Annotated in this window: 21 protein-coding genes, 2 tRNA genes and 1 riboswitch; of the genes, 20 read left to right on the top strand and 3 right to left on the bottom strand. The window is 68.3% G+C overall.

Annotated elements, in window-relative coordinates:
- The first annotated feature begins 218 nt into the window (after window positions 1–218).
- The 15 genes from AC07OY_RS17565 to AC07OY_RS17495 all read left to right on the top strand — a co-directional run bounded on the left by AC07OY_RS17565 (window position 219) and on the right by AC07OY_RS17495 (window position 13,533).
- Window positions 219–803 (top strand): outer membrane beta-barrel protein, encoded by a 585-nt coding sequence (locus AC07OY_RS17565; protein ID WP_495043897.1) that lies wholly within the window; start codon window positions 219–221, stop codon window positions 801–803.
- 72 nt (window positions 804–875) lie between these two features.
- Window positions 876–1,799 carry a DNA-binding protein YbiB gene (ybiB, locus tag AC07OY_RS17560; RefSeq protein ID WP_495043896.1) on the top strand — a complete coding sequence of 308 codons (924 nt, stop codon included), beginning with the start codon at window positions 876–878 and terminating at the stop codon, window positions 1,797–1,799.
- 83 nt (window positions 1,800–1,882) lie between these two features.
- Entirely contained in the window at window positions 1,883–2,872 is a 990-nt protein-coding gene (locus AC07OY_RS17555) for a sulfite exporter TauE/SafE family protein (protein WP_495043895.1), read from the top strand.
- 12 nt (window positions 2,873–2,884) lie between these two features.
- Complete coding sequence (locus AC07OY_RS17550; RefSeq protein ID WP_495043894.1) at window positions 2,885–4,606, top strand: nitrite/sulfite reductase; 1,722 nt, start codon at window positions 2,885–2,887, stop codon at window positions 4,604–4,606.
- Entirely contained in the window at window positions 4,603–5,109 is a 507-nt protein-coding gene (locus tag AC07OY_RS17545) for a DUF934 domain-containing protein (RefSeq protein WP_495043893.1), read from the top strand. Before AC07OY_RS17550 ends, AC07OY_RS17545 begins: the two co-directional genes overlap by 4 nt.
- Window positions 5,106–5,864 carry a phosphoadenylyl-sulfate reductase gene (locus AC07OY_RS17540; RefSeq protein ID WP_495043892.1) on the top strand — a complete coding sequence of 253 codons (759 nt, stop codon included), beginning with the start codon at window positions 5,106–5,108 and terminating at the stop codon, window positions 5,862–5,864. The genes AC07OY_RS17545 and AC07OY_RS17540 overlap by 4 nt, the downstream gene beginning before the upstream one ends.
- Window positions 5,861–6,826 carry a sulfate adenylyltransferase subunit CysD gene (cysD, locus tag AC07OY_RS17535; RefSeq protein WP_495043891.1) on the top strand — a complete coding sequence of 322 codons (966 nt, stop codon included), beginning with the start codon at window positions 5,861–5,863 and terminating at the stop codon, window positions 6,824–6,826. The genes AC07OY_RS17540 and cysD overlap by 4 nt, the downstream gene beginning before the upstream one ends.
- A complete protein-coding gene (locus AC07OY_RS17530) occupies window positions 6,826–8,115 on the top strand; it encodes a sulfate adenylyltransferase subunit 1 (RefSeq protein ID WP_495043890.1) in 1,290 nt (429 codons plus the stop codon). Before cysD ends, AC07OY_RS17530 begins: the two co-directional genes overlap by 1 nt.
- 76 nt (window positions 8,116–8,191) lie before the next feature.
- Complete coding sequence (gene cobA, locus AC07OY_RS17525; protein ID WP_495043889.1) at window positions 8,192–8,953, top strand: uroporphyrinogen-III C-methyltransferase; 762 nt, start codon at window positions 8,192–8,194, stop codon at window positions 8,951–8,953.
- A 27-nt stretch (window positions 8,954–8,980) separates the two neighbouring features.
- Window positions 8,981–9,304 (top strand): ferredoxin FdxA, encoded by a 324-nt coding sequence (fdxA, locus tag AC07OY_RS17520; protein WP_056194839.1) that lies wholly within the window; start codon window positions 8,981–8,983, stop codon window positions 9,302–9,304.
- 15 nt (window positions 9,305–9,319) lie between these two features.
- Window positions 9,320–10,405: an NAD(P)/FAD-dependent oxidoreductase gene (locus AC07OY_RS17515; protein ID WP_495043888.1), complete on the top strand. Its 1,086-nt coding sequence runs from the start codon at window positions 9,320–9,322 to the stop codon at window positions 10,403–10,405.
- 109 nt (window positions 10,406–10,514) lie between these two features.
- Window positions 10,515–10,946: a YciI family protein gene (locus tag AC07OY_RS17510; protein WP_495043887.1), complete on the top strand. Its 432-nt coding sequence runs from the start codon at window positions 10,515–10,517 to the stop codon at window positions 10,944–10,946.
- Between the two features lie 37 nt (window positions 10,947–10,983).
- Window positions 10,984–11,089, top strand: a riboswitch (TPP riboswitch).
- A 66-nt stretch (window positions 11,090–11,155) separates the two neighbouring features.
- Complete coding sequence (locus AC07OY_RS17505; RefSeq protein ID WP_495043886.1) at window positions 11,156–13,279, top strand: TonB-dependent siderophore receptor; 2,124 nt, start codon at window positions 11,156–11,158, stop codon at window positions 13,277–13,279.
- A gap of 36 nt (window positions 13,280–13,315) precedes the next feature.
- A tRNA-Asn gene (locus tag AC07OY_RS17500) sits at window positions 13,316–13,391 on the top strand.
- A gap of 66 nt (window positions 13,392–13,457) precedes the next feature.
- Window positions 13,458–13,533 (top strand) — tRNA-Asn (locus AC07OY_RS17495).
- A gap of 52 nt (window positions 13,534–13,585) precedes the next feature.
- Here the strand turns inward: AC07OY_RS17495 and AC07OY_RS17490 are convergent.
- Window positions 13,586–14,197, bottom strand: coding sequence for a PEP-CTERM sorting domain-containing protein (locus AC07OY_RS17490; RefSeq protein ID WP_495043885.1), 612 nt, complete (start codon window positions 14,195–14,197; stop codon window positions 13,586–13,588).
- A 210-nt stretch (window positions 14,198–14,407) separates the two neighbouring features.
- On the opposite strand from AC07OY_RS17490, the gene AC07OY_RS17485 reads away from it, so the two are divergent.
- The 3 genes from AC07OY_RS17485 (at window position 14,408) to AC07OY_RS17475 (ending at window position 16,410) form a co-directional block, all read left to right on the top strand.
- Window positions 14,408–14,947 (top strand): PEP-CTERM sorting domain-containing protein, encoded by a 540-nt coding sequence (locus AC07OY_RS17485; protein WP_495043884.1) that lies wholly within the window; start codon window positions 14,408–14,410, stop codon window positions 14,945–14,947.
- The gene (locus AC07OY_RS17480; protein ID WP_495043883.1) at window positions 14,944–15,579 is read left to right on the top strand and encodes a PEP-CTERM sorting domain-containing protein; all 636 of its coding nucleotides are present in this window, start codon (window positions 14,944–14,946) and stop codon (window positions 15,577–15,579) included. The genes AC07OY_RS17485 and AC07OY_RS17480 overlap by 4 nt, the downstream gene beginning before the upstream one ends.
- Before the next feature lie 78 nt (window positions 15,580–15,657).
- Entirely contained in the window at window positions 15,658–16,410 is a 753-nt protein-coding gene (locus tag AC07OY_RS17475; protein ID WP_495043882.1) for a PEP-CTERM sorting domain-containing protein, read from the top strand.
- A gap of 4 nt (window positions 16,411–16,414) precedes the next feature.
- Here the strand turns inward: AC07OY_RS17475 and AC07OY_RS17470 are convergent, their stop codons facing one another.
- Window positions 16,415–19,660, bottom strand: a complete 3,246-nt coding sequence (locus AC07OY_RS17470) for a di-heme oxidoredictase family protein (RefSeq protein WP_495043881.1) — start codon at window positions 19,658–19,660, stop codon at window positions 16,415–16,417.
- Window positions 19,661–19,817: 157 nt separating this feature from the next.
- Here AC07OY_RS17470 and pdxR point away from each other — a divergent pair, with 157 nt between their 5' ends.
- Together pdxR and AC07OY_RS17460 are read left to right on the top strand one after the other, a co-directional pair.
- A complete protein-coding gene (gene pdxR, locus AC07OY_RS17465; RefSeq protein WP_495043880.1) occupies window positions 19,818–21,275 on the top strand; it encodes a MocR-like pyridoxine biosynthesis transcription factor PdxR in 1,458 nt (485 codons plus the stop codon).
- Between the two features lie 247 nt (window positions 21,276–21,522).
- On the top strand, window positions 21,523–22,923 hold the full coding sequence (locus AC07OY_RS17460) for a B12-binding domain-containing radical SAM protein (RefSeq protein WP_495043879.1): 1,401 nt from the start codon (window positions 21,523–21,525) through the stop codon (window positions 22,921–22,923).
- Here AC07OY_RS17460 and AC07OY_RS17455 read toward each other — a convergent pair.
- Window positions 22,913–23,920 carry a phosphoenolpyruvate carboxykinase (ATP) gene (locus tag AC07OY_RS17455; RefSeq protein WP_495043878.1) on the bottom strand — a complete coding sequence of 336 codons (1,008 nt, stop codon included), beginning with the start codon at window positions 23,918–23,920 and terminating at the stop codon, window positions 22,913–22,915. The genes AC07OY_RS17460 and AC07OY_RS17455 overlap by 11 nt on opposite strands.
- Window positions 23,921–23,931: the final 11 nt, after the last annotated feature.

Raw genomic sequence — 23,931 nt, 5'->3', positions numbered from 1 at the left:
GCGTTGCACCAGTATCCCCGTCCCGCGAGCAACTTGCCTGTCGTTACGACATGGGCCGGCACCGGGCGGCAGTCCGTCGCCCATGGGGGTCCAAGTCCTACAAGTGGGGCTATTTGAGGCCTTGAGGATGCCCCAGCGACGACAGCGTCGCGTATCGCCGCAGCCTCCGACCCGGTGTCTGCGCTCCGATGGATGAAGTTAGGAAGAAAGAAGTACCCATGAGAAAGATTGCACTCAGTCTTGCCGCCCTCGCCCTGGCCGCCGGCGCCCAGGCCCAAACCTCACGATCGAGCGGCAGCATCACCGCCCCTCACAGCTATGGCCTGGTGTCCCTCGGCCAAAGCCATCTGAATACCGATTGCACGGGCGGGCACGACTGCGACCGCAATGCCCTTGGCGGCAAGGCGGTGTTCGGCTATGGCTTCGGCAACGGCCTGTCGCTGGAAGGCGGCTACACCAACTTCGGCAAGTTCCACGCCTCGCGGGGCCCGCTGGGCCTGAACGCCAGGCCCGACGCCCTGCACGTCGGCGGCGCCTACACCGCCAACCTGACTCCGGACTGGGGTGTCGTCGGCCGCCTGGGCGTGGCACGCGTGCGCACCAAGCTCAATGCCGAGGTCGGCACGCTGGGCGGCGCCTCGGACAGCCAGAGCAAGACCCAGCCCATCGTCGGCGTCGGCGTCAACTACGCGCTGACGCCAACGACCCGCATGGAACTCGGCGTGGACACGACCCGGGCCCATTACCTGGGCGAGCGCCACAACGTGCGCATGGTGTCATTGGGCGCCCGCATGGCGTTCTGACCGACATTCACACCGAGGGCCGCACACCGCGGCCCTTTTTTCTGCCGCTGTGCCCTTTCTACACTGGGCGGCATGGAGTACGCACCACTGATCAAGGAAATGGGCCGCGGCGCCCGCGGCGCGCGCGACCTGACGCGCCAGCAGGCCGAACAACTCTTCGGCGAGATGCTGGACGGCCAGGTGCCCGACATGGAGCTGGGCGCCATGCTGATCGCCCTGCGCGTGAAGGGCGAGAGCGCCGACGAGGTGGCCGGTTTCCTCGCCGCCATGCAGGCCCGAACGGCACCCCTCGCCGCGCCCGAAGGCCCGCGCACCGTGCTGCTGCCCAGCTTCAACGGCGCCCGCAAGCAGTCCAATCTGATGCCGCTGGTGGCCCAGTTGCTGGCGCGTGAAGGCGTGCCGGTACTGATCTTCGGCCGCCACGATTTCGACAGCCGCCACAGCCCCTTCGAACTGCTGGACGCCCTGGGCCTGCCCGCCAGCCCCTCGCTCGCAGAGGCCGAGGCGCGGCTGGCGCGCGACAAATTGGCCGTCCTGCCTTTGCAGATGCTCAACCCTGGCTTGAACAACCTGATGGCCCTGCGCCCCCGCCTGGGCCTGCGCAACAGCTCGCACAGCCTGGCCAAGCTGCTCGACCCCTTCCCGGCCGGCCGGGGCGTGCGGGTGGTGGCCGTGACCCATCCGGAGTACCTGGACAGCATGGGCGCCGCCCTGCCCGGCCTGACGGCAGACGGCGGGCGGGCGATGCTGATGCGGGCCAGCGAGGGCGAGGCCTATGCCCATCTGCGCCGCAAGGCCCATCTGATTGGCTTCCAGGACGGCCAGACCGCCCCGCTGCATCCGGCTGACACCGCCGATCTGGACTGGCCCCTGTCGCCCGCCTGCACGCCGCCCGATAACGCCGCTTTGATCCGCGCCATGCTGGATGGCACCGAAATGGTGCCGATTCGCATCGCTGAACAGGTCGCTGCCCTGCGGGTTTTGGCCACAAACTGAGGTTGCTTATTCAACTTGGGCATATAGCCCCAAGAAGAATGTAGTTCTGCGGCACTGCAACATTCCCTAGAGTCGCGGCCTCAATGAAAGTCCGCGACCTCGACCTCAGCTACAGCCCCGTCAACGCCGAGCATGCCGAACTCGGCCTGCCGCCGCTGGAGAACGCCGTCACGCATGCGAGCGATCCCGGCCACCCGGTGCTGAAGACGGCGCTGTGGTCGGTGATCGCCCTGCTGATGGCGCTGTCCATCGCCCTGGCCTCGCGCCTGTTCAGCCAGCCGACCGGCAGCCTCAGCGGCTTCGAGCTGATCGCCTCGGCCCTGGCCAGCCATGAATTCTGGGCGGCGGTCGCCGTCGGCCTGCTGGCCCAGACCGTCGACGGCGCCCTGGGCATGGCCTATGGCATCACCAGCACCTCCTTCCTGATGGCCACCGGCAGCAGCCCCGCCATCGCCAGCGCCTCGGTGCACATCGCCGAGGTGTTCACGACCGGCGTGTCGGGCATCGCCCACCTGAAGCTGGGCAACGTCAACCGCAACCTCTTCCTGCGCCTGCTGGTGCCCGGCATGGCGGGCGCGGCCTCGGGCGCCTGGGTGCTGTCCAGCATCGACGGCAAGGCCATCAAGCCCTTCATCTCCGCCTATCTGCTGCTGATGGGCCTGTACGTCATCAGCAAGATCTTCCGCAAGATCAAGGCGCGCGGCGGCGAGCCCCGCCATGTGGCCAAGCTGGGCCTGTTTGGCGGCTTCGTCGACGCGGTCGGCGGCGGCGGCTGGGGCCCGGTCGTCACGACCACCCTGGTCGGCACCGGCAACGACCCGCGCACCACCATCGGCTCGGTCAACCTGGCCGAGTTCTTCCTGACTTTCATCAGCGCCGGCGTGTTCGCCGTCCTGATTGGCAACGAAAGCCCCTGGACCACCGTCGCCGGCCTGGTGCTGGGTGGCCTGTTTGCCGCACCCTTTGCCGCGCAGCTGACCCGACGACTGCACACCAAGGCCCTGCTGGCTCTGGTGGGATCGACCATCGTTCTCGTCAGCACGTTCAATATCTACCGTTCTCTCCTGGCCTGAGCCCCAGAGACCATGTACCAGTACACCGACTTCGACCGCCGCTTCGTCCACGCCCGCGCCGCGCAATACCGCGACCAGCTGGAGCGCCACTACGCCGGCCAGCTCAGCACCGACGACTTCCGTGCCCTGCGCCTGCAGAACGGCTGGTACATCCAGCGCCATGCGCCCATGCTGCGCGTCGCCGTACCTTATGGCGAGCTGTCCTCGCGCCAGCTGCGCCAGCTCGCGAAGATTGCCCGTGAGTACGACCGCCAGCCCGACGGCCCCTTCGCCGGCCAGGGCGGCTACGGCCACTTCACGACGCGCCAGAACCTGCAATACAACTGGATCCCGCTGAAGGACAGCGCAACCGTCATGGAGCTGCTGGCCGAGGTCGACATGCACGGCATCCAGACCAGCGGCAACTGCATCCGCAACATCACCAGCGACGCCTTCGTCGGCATCGCACCGGACGACATCGTCGACGCCCGCCCCTACTGCGAGATCCTGCGCCACTGGAGCACCCTGCATCCCGAGTTCGCCCACCTGCCGCGCAAGTTCAAGATCGCCGTCAGCGGCGCTGCCGAAGACCGCGCGGCCATCGGCTGGCACGACATCGGCCTGCAGCTGAAGAAGAACGCGGCCGGCGAGGTCGGCTTCCAGGTGCTGGTGGGCGGCGGCATGGGCCGCACGCCCATCCCGGGCGTCGAGATCAACGCCTTCGTGCCCTGGCAGCACATCCTCGTCTACATCGAGGCCATCGTGCGCTGCTACAACCTGGCCGGCCGCCGCGACAACCTCTACAAGGCCCGCATCAAGATCCTCGTCAAGGCCGAGGGCCAGAAGTTCTTCGACGCGGTCAACGAGGAATACCGCCGCATCCTGGCCGACGACAACGGCGGTCACGAGCACATCATTCCCCAGGCCGAGCTGGACCGCGTGGCGGCCTGCTTCGTCGACCCGGCCGGCGTCACGCCGCAAGCCGAGACTGTGCTGGACACCAGCGACCCCGCTTTCGCCCGCTGGCTGGAACGCAATGTCGACGGCCACCGCGTCGCCGGCTACCGCGCCGTGACGCTGAGCCTGAAGCGCGTCGGCATCGCGCCCGGCGACACCAACGCCGACGTGATGGACACGGCCGCTGCGCTGGCCGACCAGTTCAGCCACGGCGAGCTGCGCGTGTCGCACCGCCAGAACCTGGTCCTGCCCTGGGTCAAGGCGGCTGACCTGCCCGAGCTCTTCCAGGCCGCCCGCGCCGCGGGCTTCGCCACGCCCAATGCCCGCCTGCTGACCGACCAGATCGCCTGCCCCGGCGGCGACTTCTGCGCTCTGGCCAATGCCCGCTCGCTGCCGCTGGCGGCCGAGATCGCCGAGCGCTACCAGGATCAGGACGAGCTCGAGGACCTGGGCGAGATCGACCTGCACATCAGCGGCTGCATCAACTCCTGCGGCCACCACCACAGCGGCCACATCGGCATCCTCGGTGTCGACAAGGACGGCACCGAGTGGTACCAGCTGACGCTGGGCGGCAGCGACGGCACCGTGCTGTCGGGCAAGACGGTGGCCGGCAAGGTCATCGGCCCGAGCTTTGCGGCCGACGAGATCGCCGACGCCATCGACGCCGTCATCGACACCTTCAAGCGCGAGCGCTTGGCCGGCGAGCACTTCATCGATGCGGTGAAGCGCCTGGGCCTCGACCCTTTCAAGACCGCCGCGAATGCGATTCGCGTGTCCACCGCCAAGGCTCAAGCATGAAGTTCATCAACGCCTCCACCTGCCCCTGGCAGCATGCCGTCGGTGAAGACGGCCCCAAGCCCGATCCCGATCCGGCGGCCCATCGCCTGCTGAGCCTGGAGCAATGGCATGCGGTCAAGGTGCGCTGGCCGGCCGATCTGCCGGTGGCCATCGAGTTCCCCAACGACGCCGACATCAACCAGCTCGTGCCGGACCTGAACCGCATCGCCGTCGTCGTGCTCGAGTTCCCCAAGTGGACCGACGGCCGCGCCTACAGCCAGGCCCACATCCTGCGCAGCCGCTTCAAGTTCAAGGGCGCCATCCGTGCCCGCGGCGAAGTGCTGGTGGACATGATGCAGCTGCTGGCCCGCACCGGCTTCGACGAGGTCGTCATGCGCGGCGACCAGTCCCAGGCCTTTGCACAAAAGGCGCTGGACATCTTCGCGCCGGTCGGCTTCTATCAAGGCGACGTCAGCGAGACGCGTCCCTGGTTCCAACGCTCATCGTCAAAGGTGGCCGCGTGAGCTCGGAAGTCAGCAGCCTGCCCTGGGCCGCTGCGCCTGCGGCCGGCAATGCCGTTGGCCTGTATGCCAAATGGACACCGGCCCTGGACGCCAAGATCGAGGCCGCCCTGCAGCGCCTGCGCGACGCCAGCATCCAGCATGGCGACGGCCTGGTGCAAAGCAGCAGCCTGGGCGTGGAAGACATGGTCATCACCGACCTGATCGCCCGCACCCAGCTGCCCATCGCCATCTCGACGCTGGACACCGGCAAGCTGCACCCCGAGACGCTGGCCCTGATCCCGCGCATCCACGAGCGCTATGGCCGCGAGGTCGAGGTCTTCAAGCCGGTGGCCGACGCCGTCATCCAGTTCGTCCGCAAGGAGGGCGAGGAGGCGATGTACAAGAGCATCGAGCTGCGCAAGGCCTGCTGCGGCATCCGCAAGATGGAGCCCCTGGGCCGCATGCTGAAGGGCCGCTCGGCCTGGATCACCGGCCTGCGCCGCGAGCAATCCGGCGCGCGTGGCGACGTCGCCTTTGACGAAGACGACGGCAACAACCGCCGCAAGATCAGCCCCATCGCCGACTGGACCTGGGCCGAGGTCTGGGCCTATGTAGAAAAATACGCGGTTCCGTACAACCCGCTGCATGACCAGTTCATGCCCTCGATCGGCTGCGCGCCCTGCACGCGCGCCATCGCCGTCGGCGAGGACTTCCGCGCTGGGCGGTGGTGGTGGGAGGACAGTTCCAAAGAGTGCGGCCTGCACGCGAAATCATGAATGCTGCTGTGAAACCCGAACAACTCATTGCCGACGTCGACCACGCGCATCTGGATGCGCTGGAAGAGGAAGCCATCTTCATCCTGCGCGAGGTGGCGGCCAGCTTCGAGCGCCCCGCCCTGCTGTTCTCCGGCGGCAAGGACAGCTGCGTCGTGCTGCGCCTGGCCGAGAAGGCGTTCAAGATGAAGAACGCGGCTCACCCGAGTGGCTACTCGGGCCAGCTGCCCTTCCCGCTGGTGCATATCGACACCGGCCACAACTTCCCCGAGGTCATCACCTTCCGTGACCAGCGCGTCGCCGACATGGGCGAGCGCCTCGTCGTCGGCCACCTGGAAGACAGCATGGCCAAGGGAACCATCCGCCTGAGCCACCCGCTGGAAAGCCGCAACGGCCACCAGACGGTGACGCTGCTCGAGACCATCGAAGAGCACAAGTTCGACGCCCTCATCGGCGGCGCCCGCCGCGACGAGGAGAAGGCGCGCGCCAAGGAGCGCATCTTCAGCCACCGCGACAGCTTCGGCCAATGGCAGCCCAAGGAGCAGCGCCCCGAGCTGTGGACGCTGTTCAACACGCGCATCCGCCCGGGTGAGCATTTCCGCTGCTTCCCCATCAGCAACTGGACCGAGCTGGACGTCTGGCTCTACATCGCCCGCGAGAACATCCCGCTGCCGCAGATGTACTACGCCCACGAGCGCCAGGTCATCCGCCGCAAGGGCCTGCTGGTGCCGCTGACCGACGTGACGCCGCCGGAAGAAGGTGAGATCGTCGAGACCGCCACCGTGCGCTTCCGCACCGTGGGCGACATGACCTGCACCTGCCCGGTCGAGAGCCCCGCCGCGAACGCGAGCGAGGTCGTGGCCGAGACGCTGACCGTCACCGTCAGCGAACGCGGCGCCACCCGCATGGACGACCGCACCAGTGAAGCTTCCATGGAGAAGCGCAAGAAGGAAGGGTATTTCTGATGAAGGCGCTGCGATTCCTCACGGCGGGCTCCGTTGACGACGGCAAGTCCACGCTGATCGGCCGCCTGCTGTTCGACGGCCAGGCCATCCTGGCCGACCAGCTCGACACCCTCGAGCGCCGCGCCGCCGGCCGCCCCATCGACCTGAGCCTGCTGACCGACGGCCTCGAAGCCGAGCGCGAACAGGGCATCACCATCGACGTGGCCTACCGCTACTTCGCCACCAAGACGCGCAAGTTCATCATTGCCGACGCCCCCGGCCATGAGCAGTACACCCGCAACATGGTCACGGCCGCCGCCGGCAGCGACGCCGCAGTCGTGCTGGTGGACATCACCAAGCTGGACCTGACGCAGGACGAAGTGGTGCTGCTGCCGCAGACCCGCCGCCACTCGCTGCTGGCCCAGCTGCTGCGCGTACCCAGCATCGTCTTCGCCATCAACAAGATCGATGCGCTGGAGGATGCTGGCGCGGGCTTTGCCAAGGTCAAGATGGCGCTGGACAAATTCGCCGCCGCCGCCGGCCTGAACGTGGCCGCCACCGTGCCGGTGAGCGCCCTGCGTGGCGACAACGTCACCCAGCCGCTGGACGCCCCCTGGTGGAACGGCGAGAGCCTGCTGCAGGTGCTGGAGCGCCTGCCCACGCTGAGCGAGCGCGCCGACGCACCGCTGAGCCTGCCTGTGCAGTACGTGCAGAAGAATGCCCACCAGTCCGAAGGCACGGGCTTCCAGCCGCGCGTGCTGTGGGGCCGCATCGCCCACGGCGCCGTGAAGGCCGGCGACACCATCGAGGTGCTGCCGTCGAAGCAAACGGCTGTTGTGTCTGAAGTGCGCCTGGCCGGCGAGACCGTTGCCAGCGCCGAAGCGGGCGATTCGGCCGGCCTGGTGCTGGACCGCCAGCTGGATGTGAGCCGCGGCGACTGGATCGTCACGCCCGGCTCGGCCGCGTCGACCAAGACCTTCCCGGCCACGCTGGCCTGGCTGGACACCGAAGCCGCCAAGCCCGGTCGCAAATACTGGGTGCGCCATGGCAACCGCTGGGTACAGGCGCGCATCTCGGCCATCGACTCGGTGCTGGACATCAACACACTGCAGCCCCAGGACGCCCACGAGCTGCCCGTCAACACCATCGGCCGTGTGCAGATGGAAGTGCAGCACGAGCTGCCCGTCGAGCCCTTCGTGGACAACCGCGTCGGCGGCGCGCTGATCGTCGTCGACCCCGCCAGCCACCGCACCAGCGGCGCCCTGCTGGTGGACGTGCAAGCCGCCGCGCCGGCGGAAGAGGCCTGGTGATGAGCGCCGCGCCGGGCCGCCCCAAGCAAGCTCGCTCCCGCTTGGCGGGACAGCACGAAGTGCGAAGGGTGCACCCATGACTGCCGGAAAAGTGATCTTCGTCAGCGCCGGCCCCGGCGCCGCCGACCTGATCACGCTGCGCGGCGCCCGTGCGCTGTCGCGGGCCGACGTCGTGCTCGCTGACGCGCTGGCCGACCCGGGCCTGCGCGAGCTGGCGCCCAACGCCCGCTGGATCTCCGTCGGCAAACGCGGCTTCGAGCATTCGGCCAAGCAGACCGAGATCAATGCGCTGCTGGTCAAGGCGGCGCGAGAGCACGCGCTTGTGGTGCGGCTGAAGGGCGGCGACGCCAGCGTCTTCGGCCGCCTCGAAGAAGAGCTGCAGGCCCTGGCCGAGGCCGGCATCGCCAGCGAAGTCGTCCCCGGCGTCACCGCGGCCCTGGCCGCCGCCGCCCAGGCCCAGCGCCCGCTGAGCCGCCGTGGCCGTGGCCGCAGCGTGAGCCTGACCACGGCCATGACCGAGGCCGGCGAGCTGCGCGCGGCCCGCTCCGCCGACACCGAAGTCTTCTACATGGCCGGCCGCCAGTTGGCTGCCCTGAGCCGTCAGTTGCTGGCTGCTGGCTGGGCCGCTGACACGCCCACGCTGGTCGTCAGCCGGGCTGGATGCGTCGACGCCATCACCAGCGAACACACCCTGGCCGATCTCGGCCGCGCCTCGCTGCTGCACCGCGGCCGCCCCACCGTCGTCACCGTCGGGACAGGGGCCAGTCCCGTCCACCTGCAGGATCAAAACCGCGGCGACCTTAAAATCGTCGTTTCGCCTGAAACCTTGCCCATCTAAGGCGCCCCTTACTTCCCAGAGCTGCCCATGACCCACGTCGTCACCGAAGCCTGCATCCGCTGCAAATACACCGACTGCGTCGACGTCTGCCCGGTGGACTGCTTCCGCGAAGGCCCGAACTTCCTGACCATCGACCCCGATGAGTGCATCGATTGCGCCGTGTGCATCCCCGAATGCCCGGTCAACGCGATCCTGCCGGAGGAGGATGTGCCGGGCGATCAGATCCACATGATCAAGATCAACGCCGACCTCGCCAAGGGTTGGCCCAGCATCACCAAGCGCAAGCCGGCCCTGCCGGACGCCGACGAGTGGAAAGACAAGACGGGCAAGCTGCCCGAGCTGATCCGCTGATCGCATTTCTGTCGTATGCAGGCTGCAGAGATCAGGCCCGACGCCATCCACACTGACGCCGTCATCGTCGGTGCCGGGCCGGTCGGCCTCTTCCAGGTCTTCGAGCTGGGTCTGCTGGAGATCAAGGCCCACATCATCGACAGCCTGGCCTACCCCGGTGGCCAGTGCATCGAGCTGTATCCCGACAAGCCCATCTACGACATCCCGGCCGTGCCCGTGTGCACCGGCAAGGAGCTGACCGACAACCTGCTCAGGCAGATCGAGCCCTTCGGCGCGACCTTCCATCTGGGCCAGGAAGTCACCGTCGTCCAGAAACAGGAAGACGGCGGCTTCATCGTCGAGACCAGCAAGGGCACGCAGTTCGTCACCAAGACGGTCTTCATCGCCGGCGGCGTGGGCAGCTTCCAGCCGCGCACGCTGAAGGTCGAGGGCGTGGAGCCCTACGAGGGCACCCAGGTCCACTACCGCGTCAAGGGCCCCGACCAGTTCGCCGGCAAGCACCTGCTCATCATCGGCGGCGGCGACTCGGCCCTGGACTGGGCGCTGAACTTCTGCGCGGCCCACAAGGACGGCAACCCCCACAAGGCCGAGAGCGTCATCCTCGTGCACCGCCGCGATGGCTTCCGCGCCGCGCCGGCCAGCGTCGCCAAGATGCATGAACTCTGCGACGCCCACGAGATGCAGTTCATCGTCGGCCAGACCGTCGGCATCACGGAGGCCGACGGCCAGCTGACCGGCCTGAAGATCGCCGGCAACGACGGCATCACGCGCGTCGTGCCCTGCGACCAGGTGCTGGCCTTCTTCGGCCTCAGCCCCAAGCTCGGCCCCATCGCCGAATGGGGCCTGGCCCTGGAGCGCAAGCAGATCGTCGTCGACACCGAGAAGTTCGAGACCAGCGTGCCGGGCATCTTCGCGGTCGGCGACGTGAACACCTATCCGGGCAAGAAGAAGCTCATCCTCAGCGGCTTCCACGAGACCGCGCTGGCGGCCTTCGGCGCGGCGCCCTATGTGTTCCCGGACAAGCGCGTGCATCTGCAGTACACGACGACCAGCCCCAAGCTGCACAAGGTGCTGGGCGTGGAGTCGCCGGTGTTCGACTGAGGCCGAAGCGCCCTCGCGACGAGCCACCTGGGGGTGGCTTTTTTACGCTTTGACGAAACGGCGGCGCGCGGATCGTCGTACCGTGCGCATCTCAACCAAGGAGACCCCGATGCGTGTCATGGTGATCGTCAAAGCCACCGCCGAGTCCGAAGCCGGCCAGATGCCCTCCACCGAATTGCTGGCGGCGATGGGCGCCTACAACGAGGAACTGGTCAAGGCCGGCATCATGCAGGGCGGCGACGGCCTCAAGCCCAGCTCGGCCGGCAAGCGCGTGCACTTCTCGGGTAAGGAGCGTAGCGTCATCGACGGCCCTTTTTCAGAGACCAAGGAGCTGATCGCCGGCTACTGGCTGTGGAACGTGAAGTCCATGGACGAAGCCGTCGAATGGGTCAAGCGCTGCCCCAACCCGATGACCGGCCCGAGCGACATCGAGATCCGGCCCTTCTTCGAAGCCGAGGACTTCGGCGCCGAGTTCACGCCTGAGCTTCGTGAACAGGAGGACAAACTGCGCGCGGAGATGGAAGGCCGCAACCGCACGTAACCCGTAGAATCCGGCCTACGCGCCGCCTCGTGGGGCGCGTCTTCGCTAGGGGTGTTGCGCCTGCCACGGCAGCGCGCGACTGAGACAGTCCCTTTGAACCTGATTGAGGTAATCCTCGCGCAGGGAAGCAGCCGATCAGCCGGGCCTCTCATCTCTCTCGTCTCCAGAGCCCCGCCGCGTTTGCCGACCTGCCATCGCTTTGCATTCCGATGGCACGACTCCATTCTCTTTCCTCCATCGCGGCCGCCACGGCGCTGCTCGCCGCCAATCTCGCTTCGGCCCAATCTCTCCCCCAAGTCAGCGTGAGCGGCAAAGCCACCGAGGCCGTGCCCAGCCTGTCCGGCTTCAACGACCCACCGGCCAAGCTGCCCATGCAGGCCCTGAGCCTGTCGGCCGAACGCCTGGACGAGTTGGGCATCCACCAGCTCTCGGGCATCACCAAGCTCGACGCCTCCATCTCCGACGCCTACAACGCCGTCGGCTACTGGTCGCAGCTGAAGATCCGCGGCTTCGATCTCGACAACCGCTTCAACCTGCGCCGCGACGGCCTGCCCATCATGGGCGAGACCGCGCTGTCGCTGGTCAACAAGTCGGGCATCGAGGTGCTGAAGGGCAGCTCCGGCATGCAGGCCGGCACCAGCTCGCCGGCGGGCATCGTCAACTTCGTCGTCAAGCGCCCGCTGGCCGAGGACGGCACGGCGCTGATGTTGGAGGCCATCCAGGGCGGCTCGGTGCAGGCCAGCCTGGACCATTCCCAGCGCTTCGGCGCCGGCCGCGAGTTCGGCCTGCGCGTGAACCTCGCCGCGGCGCATCTGGAGCCTGAGCTGCGCAACAGCAAGGGCCGCTCGCACACCGCGGCCCTGGCCGCCGATTGGCGCCTGAGCCCCGACACCCTGGTCGAGGCCGAGATCGAGTTCAATCGCCAGAGCCAGCCCAGCCAGCAAGGCTTCAGCCTGCTCGGCAACCGCCTGCCCGATGCCGGCAGCATCGACCCCAAGCTCAACCTGAACAACCAGCCCTGGAGCCTGCCCGTCGTCTTCGACAACACGCATGCGTCGCTGCGCGTGCAGCAGAAGCTGGGCGGCGAATGGCGTGCCCAGGCGGCCCTCGGCATCCAGCGCCTGCGCACCGACGACCGCCTGGCCTATGCCTATGGCTGCAGCGCCGCCAATGGCGACTATTACCCGGACCGCTTCTGCCCCGACGGCAGCTACGACCTCTACGACTTCCGCAGCGAGAACGAGCACCGCGACACGACGGCGCTCGACATCTCCGCGACCGGCCCGGTGCAGCTGGCTGGCATGCGCCATGACCTCACCGTCGGTGGACTGACCAGCCAGTTCAAGAGCCGCTTCCAGCGCCAGGCCTACAACTACGCTGGCACCGGCAACATCGACGGCAGTGCCGTCACCACAGCCCAGCCCGACCTGACCGACGAGAACACCAACCGCGACGAGCGCAGCAACGAGCTCTATCTGCGCGACCGCGTGGCCCTGGGCGCCAGCACCACCGCCTGGCTGGGCCTGCGCCACACCCGCCTGCATCGCGAGAGCGTGCGCACCGATGGCTCGCGCGCCACCGACTATTCGCAAGGCGTCACCACGCCTTGGGTCGCTCTGAGCCACGCCATCGCCAGCGACTGGCTGGTCTACGCAAGCTGGGGCCAGGGCGTCGAGAGCGAGGTCGCGCCCAACCGCGCCCGCTACATCAACCGCGGCCAGGCCCTGCCGGCGCTGAAGAGCCGCCAGACCGAGATCGGCCTGAAGACGGGCAGCCAGCGTGTCGAAGGCTCGCTGACCGCCTTCGACATCCGCCGGCCGGCGTGGCGCGATATCGGCAGCTGCGACGTCGACGGCAGCTGTGAGCGCCGCGCCGACGGCTACGCGCGCCATCGCGGCATCGAGGCCAGCGCCGACCTGAAGTGGAGCGGCGGCGGGCTGTTCGGCAGCGCCATGAAGCTCAAGGCGCGCCGCGAAGGCAGCGCTGACGCGGGCCTGAACGGCCTGCGTCCGCCCAATGTGCCGGAGACGACGATCAAGGCCCATGTGCGCCAGGACCTGCTGCCCGGCCTGCAGGCCCAGCTCGGCATCCGCCATGAAGGCAGCCGCTTCGCGACGCCCGACAACAGCATCGCCGTGCCCTCCTGGACGGTGGCCGATGCCGGTGTGCGCTATCTGCGCAATGTCGGCAACCAGACCTGGATCTGGCGCGCCGCCGTGGACAACCTGAGCAACCGCCGCGCCTGGCGCGAGTCGCCCTGGCAGTTCGAGCACAGCTACCTCTACCCCCTCGCACCGCGGACTTTCCGCACGAGTCTCGAGGTGCGGCTCTGAAGCCGCTCAAAAAACTGCTATAGTCACGGGCTCTGTTCCTCGATAGCTCAGTCGGTAGAGCGCCGGACTGTTAATCCGTAGGTCCCTGGTTCGAGCCCAGGTCGGGGAGCCAACAGAATCTCGTCGAAAGACGACAAGACGCATGACGCAACCGCTTGTCATGCCGACATAGAACTTTTCCTCGATAGCTCAGTCGGTAGAGCGCCGGACTGTTAATCCGTAGGTCCCTGGTTCGAGCCCAGGTCGGGGAGCCAAATCAAAGCCTCACATGCGAAAGCGTGTGGGGCTTTTTCTTTGCCACGCTGGTCAGCACTGCCGCCTCGCTCGCAGTCGCGCACCTACCAGCCAACCGCCGCCGATCAACAACAGCGCGGCAGTGCCGGGCTCGGGAACGGCGGTGACGTTGAAAGTCAGATCGCCATCCGGCTCGCTGGTGAAAGCGTTGAACATGTGCCCGCCTGCATAGGCGTCCTGGCCAAGCACGGAGTGATAGGACACCGCGAAACGTTCGTCCAGTGCAGTGATCTGGAAGGAATACGTCTGCCCCAGCTGCAAGGTGACTGCACCGAGGTTGAAGTCCACCAGTGTTGCGCTGGTCGTTTCACCCAGGATGGCGCTCACATCCACGCTGCGGGAGGCAAGCAGCGCGCCGCCGCTGCCTTCACCGTCGTACAAGCTCAGCGTGACGAAGCGACCGGGCTGGGCTTTGTTCAAGTTGCGCAACGCGACGCCAATGCTGTCGATGCGCGGGGCCACCGCGGTGAAGGTTTGACCGGGCATGAACGGGTAGATCACGCCGAAGCCCATGGACAGCGGCTGGTCTATCAGCACCACGGCGTGCGCCACGGTCGGCGCCAGCGTGAGCGAGAGAAGCGGCGCCAGCAGAAGAGGGGCAAGGCGGCACGTTGCAGCTTTCATCGTCGGCTCCTTGAGAAATGGCGCACCGCAGGCGCATGCGCAGCGGCATCGGGGCAACCAAGCGTGACAGCCGCGCTGGTCCACGTCAACGGGCGCCAGGGCGACGTCGCTGCTGAGCGGTCCTTGTCCGGGCTTCGGAAGGTTAGGGATGGTCAAGCCAGCCTTTCTGCACTGAAGTGAGTCCCCCGCCGCCACTACCAAGAGCCCTTGATGCACCGTTCCATCCTCCCAACGCTGCTCGGCGCATTGCTAGCCTGCAGTGGCAGTGCCTCTGCAGACCTGCTCGGCAAGACCCTGCTGTTCGAGTGTCCCCAATGCACGCCCGCTACGAGCGAGCACTTCGTGGCCAAGGCAGGGCCGGCGGACTATGCGCTGAGGTTCGACGACGCCACCTGGAACACCATCGACGTCGAGGCTTCAACGATCTCCATCACGACCGTGATGGAGGGCTACACGCGGTCCCCCCTCATCTTCAGGCTGACATGGTCGCCTGCCGAGTACACCCTGCTGAATGCGACGATCGCTCCCACGTCGACCTTTGTGGCCGGCTACTCCTGGGGCCCGGGCGAGCTGGTGGTGGACATGGGGGACCAGTACTTCGCGCAGGGCAGCCAGATCACCTTCGAGCTGACCGCCGCACCCGTTCCTGAGCCCGCCCTGCCGTGGCTGATGGCGGCCGGCGCCGCAGCCCTGCTCTGGCGGCGCCGCCACGACATGCGAACCCGGGACTTCAACAGGGGACAGCAATGACGACGCCGATCCCGCGCCTCAGCGCGCTTGCATTCGCGGCACTGACGGCACCCGCATGGGCGGCAGGCCATGTCTTCATCCCGCTGCCGCCGCTGGAAGTCGATGAAAGCCATATCCAGGTCGCTGCCGTCATGCCTTTCGGCCAGACGTTCACCGCCACGACGACGACCGTTGCAACGATCTGGCTGCGGGCCATCAACATGAATCTGGGCTTCCCGCTCGATCAAGACAAGTCGCTGACCTTGAACCTGCGTGCCGGCGAAGACCTGTCGGGCCCGATCCTGGCCACGGCGACCGCCAATGTCGAGTCCGTCATCGGCTCGTCCCTGGGCAGCGCGGGGCTCATCGAGTTCAATTTCGGCACGGTCGCGGCGACCAGCGGCCAGATGTACAGCTTTGAAGTCAGGGCGAACAGCGAACGCTATGGCCTCAACTGGCAGAACGCGGCGCAGTACAGCGGCGGCAACGCGATAGCCCTGGGCGGCGCGATTCCAAACTACGACCTCTATTTCGGCGCCGCGGCCGCCGTCCCGGAACCGGCCTCCGCCCTGCTCCTGCTGCTGGGGCTGGCCGCCACGGCCGGCTTTGGCAGGGTGAAACGCAAGACTCACGGCAAGTCCATCCCCTGCTGACGGCACACCACGTTTGAACTCACCGCCCCTCGGCTTCATTGCCTAGAGTGCCGTCCGACCGCCGGGCCAGGCCCGGCAATGAACAGCCAGGAGATGGATATGCGTGGAGTCTTCAATTCAACAGTTGCGGCACTGCTGCTTTGTGGCGGGTTGCAGCTTGGCGGCGCCCCAGCGACAGCCGCAAGCTGCGACGGGTCCAGCAACCCTTGCAGCATCGACCTCGGCCGGGCGACGGCCCACTTTGCGATCGGCCAGGCCTCCTATGCCGTCGAGGCCTTCCTGGTCGATGGCTCCGACGCCTCGTTCGGCGCCTACGCGCAGCCCTTGTCGAGCTTCCAGCAGACGCAGACTGCCGGCAGTGACGGCCTGCTCCTTCAACCGCAGACCTTTGTCTACGTCGGCGGCAGCGGCATCCAGGGCTTGCACGAGGCGGCCGCGACGCTGCGCTTCACCGGGCTGTCCTTCAGCGCCGACGCCGGCTACCAGATCACGGGCGTGCAAGCCGTGCTCAAGGGCAGCTATGCCCTGGTGGGCAACGCGCACGGGCTGTTGAACGTTCCGGGCGCCATCCAGTGGAGCAACCAGAACTTCACCACCACCTTCACCCTGGACCCGACTGCCGCGGATCTTTACGTCAGCCTGGACGTGGTGGCCAGCTATGTTGAAGGCGAAGAAGGCACTGCCCTCAGCTACGGATCGGGCAGTGCCAGCTTCGACAGCCTGGAGTTCGTGGTCAGCGTGTCTCCGGTGCCGGAACCAGCCTCGGCCGCACTGCTGGCGGCCGGCGTCGCCCTGTTGCCGTGGTTGGCCAAGCGACGCCGGCGCGCCTGATAACTCACAGCGACTTCAAGAACGCCAGCATCGCCTCCCTGTCGGCCTTGCTCATCGCCTCGAAGCGCTGCCGCGACTTCTCGCCTTCGCCGCCGTGCCACAGGATGGCCTCGGTCAGGTTGCGGGCGCGGCCGTCGTGCAGATAGCCGACCTTGGCGCTGTTGCCCATGACCTTGTCGGTGTAGCCAACGCCCCAGAGCGGCGCGGTCCGCCACAGATTGCCCTTGGCCTGGCCTTCCACATAGCCGTCCGCCAGGCCCGTGCCCATGTCATGCAGCAGCAGGTCGCTGTAGGGCTTGATGGTCTGGTTGCGCAGCTCGGCGAAGAGATGGCCCGGGCCGGTCTTCAGCGTCGCCGTGTGGCAGGCCGTGCAGCGGGCCTGATCGAACAGGCGGGCGCCGTTGCTGACCTGCAGGGTGTCGACGCGGTGCTCGTCCAGCGGCGCCACGCCCTTGGGGAAGCCACTGGCCAGGCTGCGCTGGGCCGGCACGGCCAGCAGCGCCAGGTAGCGAGAGACCTGCTGCAGATCGGCCTCGGAGATCCCCGGCTGGGTCCCACCGGAGGCGCAGGCAACCGGCCCGTTGTTGCACGCACGGTTCGGGTAGACCGGCGAGGTGACAGCCATGTCCTGCAGCAGGGCCGCGGCGGTCTGGTGGCGCAGCGAGGCCTTGGACGCCTTCCAGCCGAAGCGGCCCAGACGCACGGCACCCGTCTCGGGGTCGTAGACGTAGTTGGGCACGCCCTTCACGCCATCGGCATCCGGCGTCGCGCGGGCCAGGGCCAGGATGTCGGCCTCGGGCACGGCTTCCAGCAGGCCGGTGCCGATCATGGGCTGGGCCGCGCGCAGCGAGGTCACGGCCGGCACCGGGCCGTCGAAAGCGAGCAGCGGCTTGCGCAGCTCCACCGTCGTGCCGTCGGCGAGCTTGACGCTTCGGGTCTCGAAGCCGGCCACGCGCACGCCGTTGCCCCAGTCCTGCGGCGCCCCGGTGGTGGACTGCGCATTCATCTGGACGGCGCTGCCATAGCGCGAGTGCGGAACCTGCTGGCCCGTGGCATCCAGCATGGCGGCACGCACCGACATCGCGTCCAGGCGCTGGTTCACGGCCAGCGGCGCCGGGCTGCGGCCGTTGTTGACGTGGCAGGCGATGCAGGCCGATTGGTTGAAGCGCGTGCCCTGCAGGCCCACGGCCGCGGTGTAGCGGTCGTTGCCAGCCTCGTTATGGTCCCCCGTCGTGAAATTGGTGTGGATGAGACGGCGGCCCTCGACGAAGCGCTGCATGTTCTGCATGCCCGCATGGTTGTGCGGCTGCTGGAACATGAAGAGGCCGTTGTCGGAATAGTTGTACGACACCGAGCCGTCGCCGCCCGACAGCGTCGCCACCGGCAGCGGCGCGTTCATCAGCCGTGGCTGCACCCCATAGGACGGGCGCAGGCCGACGCCGACCACATAGGTCCATTCACCCGCGTAGTAGCGGATGCCGCCGTTGTCGCCGATGGCCTGCATGGCCTGGGCCGTCGAGAAGAAGGACGGCGACACCTCGATGACGTCACCGACGACGAGGGCCCGGCCCGGCACGCTCTTGCCGTTGGGCATGCCGTCCGCGCCGATGTCGCCATGGCCGGGGTAGCCGTTCACCGTCAGGCTGCAGCCGTTGTTCAGCACCGTGGCGGCGTTGAGCAGCCTGCCGTTGGGCGGGTAGGCCACGGGCGGGCAGATGGCGATGTTCTGGTCCAGCAACTGGCCCGGGGCCATCCAGCCATAGCCGGTCACGCCGGGCCGGTCAAAGGCGCGGAACCAGGCCACGCCGCCGGGCAGCTGCGGCTGCGGGAAGTATTGGTTGACGCGCAGCGTCGGCTTGGTCACGCCGGCCACGCGGCTGTTGTCGATGATCTCGAAGCCCCAGGTGCGGTTCTTGAAGTACTGGGGCACGAAGGTCAGGAAGTTGCCCGGGCCCTTGTCGACAGGGTTGCCCAGGGCGTCCACCGTCTCGTTCGGTCCCTGGCCGATCTCGTTCCAGTCCTCGCCGCGCTCGCGGCCGTGGCGGGCCAGGCCGCGCACGCCGAAGCGTGTGACCAGGGTGCCGTCGGCCAGCGTGAACTGCAGCGACTCCAGCGGCTCGGCGCTGGTCGGCAGCGGCACCAGCCCGGAGCCGCCGGCGGGGAAGCGGATGGCCGAGGTGGCGACATCGGCCATCGTGTTGTCGCTGCCCGGCGACTTGAACTCGGCCTCGAAGAGCGAATAGCCGTAGGTCGTTGCGCGCGCGACGCCCTGCAGGCGGATGTAGCGCGCATTGGCATTCAGATTGAAGAACTCCTCGGTGCCGCCGCGGCCGTTGCCGACATTGCGCAGCTCCGTCCAGTTCTGGCCGTCGTCCGACACGCGCAGCGAATAGGCCTTGCCGTAGGCGTTCTCCCAGACCAGCTTCATGTAGCCGATGGCCGTCTTGGCGCCGAAGTCGAACTGGATCCAGGCGCCGTCCTCGAAGGTGCTGGCCCAGCGCGTGCCGGGCTTGCCGTCGATGGCCTGCAGCGCGTTGTTGCCTTGGTTCTCCACGGCCGACGACGTGGCGGTCACGGGCTTGACCGCGACGCCGGGCTGGCCCGGGTTGGGCGCCGGAGCGGGTGCAGGGCTGGGTGCGGGCGCCGGTGAAGGTGCCGGGGCTGGCGCAGGTGCCGGCGCCGGCGCAACGCCCGAGAAGGCCTGAATCTCGAAGATGGAATAGCCATAGCCCGAAGAGCGCTGGATGCCCTTCACGCGCAGATAGCGGCCCTGGCCCTTCAGGCCGGTCCAGTCCTCGCTGCCGCCCTGGCTGTTGGTGACAGCCTTGATCGTCGTCCAGTTGGCGCCGTCGCTGGACACCTGCAGCTCGTACTTCGTCGCGTGGGCGCGTTCCCAATCGATGTGCACGCGGCTGATGCTGACCGTGCGGCCGTAGTCCAGCACCAGGAACTGGTCGTCGCTGAAGCCGCTGCTCCAGCGCGAGTTGTCGTCGTGGTCGATGGCCTTGGCCGGGCCGAGGTCGGCGCGCTCAGACGAGCTCGCCGTCGCGTTGAGGGGCGTCAATGCCGCTTCCGACTCGCCCGCGCTGGCGGCCAGGGCGCGCATGGTCGGCCCGGACTCGCTGTTCTGCGCAGCGGGCTGGGCCATGTCGCTGGAACTGCCCGAGCCGCCGCCGCAGGCCGAGACCAGAAGGCTGACCGCGAACGGCAGGCCGAGGCTTGAAAGATTGCGTAAACCTTGTGGCTTCATTGATCCCTCTACATCGTGTTTGAGATGACCCGCCTAAGATGACATCGTCGTCATCCGCAGCCGAACGGCCCCGTGAATGACGTGCATGCTGCCCACCCCCCAGTCCGCGGTCGCGGGCCAATTCAGCCGTCACACACCAAACCAATTCGGGATCCGCTTGCGCCGTGCTGCTGAACATTCCCTGGCCCTGGCGCCTCGCCCCGTCGGCGTGACGCTGCAGCAATGGCTGCACGCCTCCCTTTGTGAAGCGATACGCGACGGCCGCCTGCCCCCGGGCAGCCGCCTGCCCACCAGCCGCAGCCTGGCCCGCGACCACGGCCTGTCGCGGTCCACCGTCACCGCGGTCTTTGAGCGACTTCTTGCCGACGGTTACATCTCTGCCCATGTCGGCCGCGGCAGTTTTGTCGCGCCCCATGTGCCGCCAGCGTCGCTACCTGAAGCCGCCCCGCAAACCCTGGCACCGGTCTTGTCGCGCCGCGGCCGCCAGATGAGCGAGGCCGGCGCCGGTGTGATGAGCCGCACCGGCCCGCTGCCCCGCACTTTCGAAGCCGACCGTGTCGACGCCGGCCTCTTCCCGGCGGACATCTGGACCAAGCTCGCCGCCAAGCGTGCGCGCTGGCATGAAGGCCGTATCGGCCGGGGCATCGAGTGGCTGGGATTTCCTTTGCTGCGCGAGTTGCTGGCTCAGCAGCTGGCGCTGACGCGTGGCATCCGCTGCGATGCCGACCAGGTCGTCATCGTGCCCGGCAACCGTCACGCCATGGACTTGCTGGCCCGGCTGCTGCTGAACCCGGGCGAGGAGGTCTGGGTGGAGGACCCTGGCTCCCCCGCTGCGCAGGCGCTGTTGTCGGCCGCCGGTGCGCGGGTCGTACCGGTGCCGGTGGATGAAGAGGGCCTCAACGTCGACGCCGCGCGCAGCGCCTCGCCGCGCGCCCGGCTGGCCTACACCACGGCGGCGGCGCAGATGCCGCTGGGCCACCCCATGTCGGCCTCGCGCCGCCAGGCCCTGCTCGCCTGGGCACGCTCGACAGGCGCCTATGTCATCGACGAAGACCGCGACGCCGACTTCATCTTCGACGGCAGCAGCACCCAGGCCCTCAAGGCCGAAGACGACGGCGACTGCGTCATCCACCTCGGCAGCCTGGCCTACAGCCTGGCGCCCAGCCTGCGCCTGGCTTATCTGGTGCTGCCCCGCCGCCTCGTCGAGCCGTTCAGCACGACCATGGCACTGACCCAGACGCGCCCTTCCCTGCTGGACCAGGCGGTGCTGCACGACTTCATCGCAGACGGCCACTGGGCCCGCCACCTGCGCGAGCTGCGCACGGTGTATGGCGCCCGCGCCGAAGCGCTGCGCCATGGCCTGGACAAGCACTTCGGCCGCTGGCTGCAACCCGCGCCCGCGCGCCGCGGCCTCAACCTGACGGCCTGGCTGCCCGGCACGGTGCGCGATGTCGACCTGGCCGAGCGCGCCGCGGCGGCCGGCGTCATCGTCACGCCACTGGCGGCCTATCGCCTGCAGCACCCGACACCCGCCGGCCTGCGCTTCGGCTTCGCGGCCTTCTCCGAGGCCAGCATCCGCAGCGGCGTCCACAAGCTCGCGCAAGCCCTTCCCTAGGGCCTGTTAGCGCTACGGCAACGGGTCGCGTTGTGGCCAGAAAGGCCGCAGGCACGACAGCAGACCGCAAGCTGGGTGTCGACCCAGCGAGGCTGAGCCCGGACACGAGTGCGGGCGGCGCCCTGCGTCTAGATTGGCCCCTTGCGGCGGGTCTTCGCGGCCCATTGCCGTAGCACTAACAGGCCCTCCGTTTGAACCTGCCGGGCAGACGCCGGCACCTACGTCAACTCCAACTCGAGGAGAAGGCGTGCTCTCCATCCTGGTCGGCCACAGTTTCTTCCTGCGCTTCGACGCCAAGCAGTTCGACCGCGCCAAGCCCTATCCCCCGCTCGCGACCCTGCAGGTCGCTGAAGCGCTGCGCCGCCAGGGCCATGAGGTCGCCCTCTTCGACGCCATGCTGGCCGCCGGCACCCAGGACTTCGACCGCCAGCTCGCGGCCGTCAGCCCGGCCGTCGTGCTGCTCTACGAGGACAACTACAACTACCTCAGCAAGATGTGCCTGGCCAAGATGCGCGAGGCCGCCTGCGCCATGATCGCCAGCGCCCGTCGTGCGGGTGCGCGCGTCATCGTGGCGGGGTCGGACGCCAGCGATGCGCCCGAGATCTATCTCGGTGCCGGCGCCGACGTCGCGCTGCGCGGCGAAGGCCTGGATGTGCTGCCGGCCCTGTTGCGGCGCCTGGAGGCCGAGCCCGCGCGGGCGGGCAGCGAACTGCTGGCCGGCCTGGAGCAGCCCGTCACGCTGCAGCCGCGCGGCGACCACGCCGAACTCGAAGCCCCGGCCGCCTGGGACCTCGTCGACATGCAGCGCTACCGCGCCACCTGGGTGGCGGCCCAGGGTTATTTCAGCCTCAACATGGCGGCGTCCAAGGGCTGCTCCTTCCGCTGCAACTGGTGCGCCAAGCCCATCTGGGGCCAACGCTACCAGCAGCGCAGCGCCGCGGCCGTGGCGGCCGAGATGGTGGAGCTGAAAACCCGCTTCGCGCCCGACCACATCTGGTTCGCCGACGACATCTTCGGCTTCCGGGCCGACTGGGTGCAGCGCTTCGCCGACGAGCTGCGCGCGCGCGGCGGCGGCCTGCCCTTCACCATCCAGACCCGCGCCGACCTCGTCAGCGACGCGATGGCCCAGGGGCTTGCCGAGGCCGGCTGCCGCGAGGCCTGGATAGGCGCCGAGAGTGGCAGCCAGCAGGTGCTGGACGCGATGAACAAGGGCACGACAGTGGCCGAGATCCACCAGGCTCGCGAGCGCCTGCAGGCCGCGGGCGTGCGCGTCGGCTTCTTCATCCAGCTGGGCTATCTCGGCGAAGGCCTGGCCGAGCTGCTGCAGACCCGCCGCTTGATCGAGGAGGCCCGGCCCGACGACATCGGCGTCAGCGTCTCCTACCCGCTGCCGGGCACGCGCTTCCACGAGCAGGTCAAGTCCCAGCTCGGGGCCAAGACCCATTGGGACGACAGCGGCGACCTCGCCATGATGTTCCGCGGCACCTTCAGCAGCGAGGTCTATCGCAAGGTGCGGGACCTGCTGCATGCCCAGGTCGACCTCGGCCGCCTCGACCTGCCGAGCCGCCACGCTGCGGGCGACGAGATCAAGCGCCGCTGGGCCCGGCTCATCGACGAGCTCAGCCCGGCCACCGCCGTCACGCCATGAGCAAGCCCTTCAAGGCCGCTGCGCCCGTGCGCGGGTGGCTGCCGCGGCGCAGCTCCCAGCCATGAAGCCGGCCGCAGCCGGCCACGAAGGCCGCCCATCCCGGCTGGCCCGCGGCATAGCGCTGGCTGATGTGCAGGCGCTGCAGCAGCTCGTCGGCAGGCAGCGGCAGCAGCAGCGCATCGTCGGCCGCGCTCTCGGGCGAAGCGAAGACAAGGTGTTCGAGCCGCAAGGGTTCAGCGGCCAGCGGCGCCCAGCCACCACGCAGGTCCAGCTCGTATTTCTCCACGCCACTGCGGCGGCGGATCACCGGCGAGGCCTCGATGCGCTCACACAGTGCCACATCCTCCACCCAGCCCAAGGCATCGAAACGCAGATGCAGGAAGTTGGCGACACCGGTGGCGCGCAGCGTGCCAGGCTCGACGAAGCTGGCGTCCTCGGTCAGGAAGTCCAGGCCCTGCCCCATGGCGTGCAGGGCCAGCGTCGACTTGCCCGCGCCGCTCTCGCCGACGACCAGGGCGCCAACGCCTCCCCAACCGACGCAACCCGCGTGCAGGGGCACCAGGCCCTGGGCCCGGCAGGCCAGCGTGAAGACGGCGAACTCGATGAGCTCGTAGCGCGCGTGATAGGGCCAGGCCAGCAGGGGGCGCGAGACCTGTATCAGCGCACGGCCGGCCTCGGCATCGACCACCACGAGGTTGCTGGCGTCCATGGCCAGGCCGCACAGGCCGGCACCGCCCAGCATGCGCGCGGCCGGCGGCTCGGCGTCGAAGGCCGCGCCGGCCTCCACCAACCTCAGCTCGATCTGCAGGCCCGGCCCTCCCAGCACATGCGCCGGCAGGTTCCGGTACGCCGCATCGACGAGAGCCAGCAGCTCGGCGCTGTCGCTGCGGAACTCGACGGGGCAGCCGAGCAGCGTCAAGCCGCGCCGCAGCGCCAGCGGCGCGTGTTCGCCAAACGGGTCGGCAATCTGCCGGGGATCTGCGCGCCAGGTGCTCATGAAGGGAGATG

Source organism: Roseateles sp. GW821-FHT09H10 (assembly GCF_059415865.1).
The sequence above is the reverse complement of the archived record's forward strand: the minus strand, read 5'-3'. Positions and strand labels throughout refer to the sequence as shown.